Annotated in this window: 16 tRNA genes; all 16 read left to right on the top strand. The window is 49.8% G+C overall.

Features of this window, described 5'->3' with window-relative positions:
- Window positions 1–119: 119 nt before the first annotated feature.
- The 16 genes from EYB29_RS08095 to EYB29_RS08020 all read left to right on the top strand — a co-directional run bounded on the left by EYB29_RS08095 (window position 120) and on the right by EYB29_RS08020 (window position 1,595).
- A tRNA-Val gene (locus EYB29_RS08095) sits at window positions 120–195 on the top strand.
- A gap of 4 nt (window positions 196–199) precedes the next feature.
- Window positions 200–275: transfer RNA gene (locus EYB29_RS08090), tRNA-Thr, on the top strand.
- 11 nt (window positions 276–286) lie between these two features.
- Window positions 287–359 (top strand) — tRNA-Lys (locus EYB29_RS08085).
- A gap of 10 nt (window positions 360–369) precedes the next feature.
- Window positions 370–454: transfer RNA gene (locus EYB29_RS08080), tRNA-Leu, on the top strand.
- Window positions 455–484: 30 nt separating this feature from the next.
- Window positions 485–559, top strand: a tRNA-Gly gene (locus EYB29_RS08075).
- 6 nt (window positions 560–565) lie between these two features.
- Window positions 566–654 (top strand) — tRNA-Leu (locus tag EYB29_RS08070).
- Window positions 655–673: 19 nt separating this feature from the next.
- Window positions 674–747, top strand: a tRNA-Arg gene (locus tag EYB29_RS08065).
- 13 nt (window positions 748–760) lie between these two features.
- Window positions 761–834 (top strand) — tRNA-Pro (locus EYB29_RS08060).
- A 34-nt stretch (window positions 835–868) separates the two neighbouring features.
- Window positions 869–944, top strand: a tRNA-Ala gene (locus tag EYB29_RS08055).
- Between the two features lie 20 nt (window positions 945–964).
- Window positions 965–1,041: transfer RNA gene (locus EYB29_RS08050), tRNA-Met, on the top strand.
- 5 nt (window positions 1,042–1,046) lie between these two features.
- Window positions 1,047–1,123, top strand: a tRNA-Ile gene (locus EYB29_RS08045).
- 14 nt (window positions 1,124–1,137) lie between these two features.
- Window positions 1,138–1,230: transfer RNA gene (locus EYB29_RS08040), tRNA-Ser, on the top strand.
- A 25-nt stretch (window positions 1,231–1,255) separates the two neighbouring features.
- Window positions 1,256–1,327: transfer RNA gene (locus EYB29_RS08035), tRNA-Met, on the top strand.
- An 11-nt stretch (window positions 1,328–1,338) separates the two neighbouring features.
- Window positions 1,339–1,414: transfer RNA gene (locus EYB29_RS08030), tRNA-Asp, on the top strand.
- A 25-nt stretch (window positions 1,415–1,439) separates the two neighbouring features.
- Window positions 1,440–1,515, top strand: a tRNA-Phe gene (locus EYB29_RS08025).
- Window positions 1,516–1,522: 7 nt separating this feature from the next.
- Window positions 1,523–1,595: transfer RNA gene (locus tag EYB29_RS08020), tRNA-Thr, on the top strand.
- Window positions 1,596–1,662 lie beyond the last annotated feature (67 nt).

Here is a 1,662-nt window from a genome sequence, read left to right as displayed (position 1 = left end):
ATGGTAGTTGGACTGACGTCCCGTGAGAGTAGGACGCTGCCAGGCTTACATATTTTTTATAATTTCTGTAAATAAAGTATTGATTTTTGATTAAGAATGTAAGATAATATTTACTTAATGGAGAATTAGCTCAGCTGGGAGAGCATCTGCCTTACAAGCAGAGGGTCGGCGGTTCGAACCCGTCATTCTCCACCATTAAGCCGGCCTAGCTCAACTGGTAGAGCAACTGACTTGTAATCAGTAGGTTGGGGGTTCAAGTCCTCTGGCCGGCACCATCTCTTAATCAGAGCCATTAGCTCAGTTGGTAGAGCATCTGACTTTTAATCAGAGGGTCGCAGGTTCGAACCCTGCATGGCTCACATTTTATACGCGGGTATGGCGGAACTGGCAGACGCACTAGACTTAGGATCTAGCGCCTCACGGCGTGGGGGTTCGACTCCCTTTACCCGCACCATTTTAAATTATAAAAACGAATATATAATCAGCGGAAGTAGTTCAGTGGTAGAACATCACCTTGCCAAGGTGGGGGTCGCGGGTTCGAATCCCGTCTTCCGCTCCAGTTTAAGCCGGGGTGGCGGAACTGGCAGACGCACAGGACTTAAAATCCTGCGATAAGTGATTATCGTACCGGTTCGATTCCGGTCCTCGGCACCATTTAAATAGTTTTACTGATGCGCCCATAGCTCAATTGGATAGAGCGTTTGACTACGGATCAAAAGGTTAGGGGTTCGACTCCTCTTGGGCGCGCTTAATTAAATAACGGGAAGTAGCTCAGCTTGGTAGAGCACTTGGTTTGGGACCAAGGGGTCGCAGGTTCGAATCCTGTCTTCCCGATTCTAATCTTTAGATTAGGTCTTATAAATATAATGGGGGCTTAGCTCAGCTGGGAGAGCGCCTGCTTTGCACGCAGGAGGTCAGCGGTTCGATCCCGCTAGTCTCCACCATTATTATTAAAATTTAACTCGGCGGCGTAGCTCAGCTGGCTAGAGCGTACGGTTCATACCCGTGAGGTCGGGGGTTCGATCCCCTCTGCCGCCACCATAGTTGGACCTTTAGCTCAGTTGGTCAGAGCAAACGGCTCATAACCGTTGGGTCGCAGGTTCGAGTCCTGCAAGGTCCACCATAACTTTATATCGCGGAGGAATACCCAAGTTCGGCTGAAGGGATCGGTCTTGAAAACCGACAGGGGCTTAACGGCTCGCGGGGGTTCGAATCCCTCTTCCTCCGCCATTTTTATTTAAACTAATATTATTATCGCGGGATGGAGCAGTGGTAGCTCGTCGGGCTCATAACCCGGAGGTCGTAGGTTCGAATCCTTCTCCCGCAATTATTTTTTATGGTCCCGTGGTGTAGCGGTTAACATGCCTGCCTGTCACGCAGGAGATCGCGGGTTCGATTCCCGTCGGGACCGCCATTTTATTTATAATATAATATGTAGTGGTTCAGTAGCTCAGTTGGTAGAGCATGTGATTGAAGCTCACAGTGTCGGCGGTTCGATTCCGTCCTGAACCACCATTTTTAAGCCGGCCTAGCTCAACTGGTAGAGCAACTGACTTGTAATCAGTAGGTTGGGGGTTCAAGTCCTCTGGCCGGCATATTTACGGAAGGGTAGCGAAGTGGCTAAACGCGGCGGACTGTAAATCCGCTCCTTCGGGTTCGGCA

Source organism: Jeotgalicoccus sp. S0W5, from assembly GCF_011634875.1.
GTDB lineage: Bacteria > Bacillota > Bacilli > Staphylococcales > Salinicoccaceae > Jeotgalicoccus > Jeotgalicoccus marinus.
Note: the sequence above shows the minus strand (reverse complement) of the source record. Positions and strands in the feature narration are given on the sequence as shown.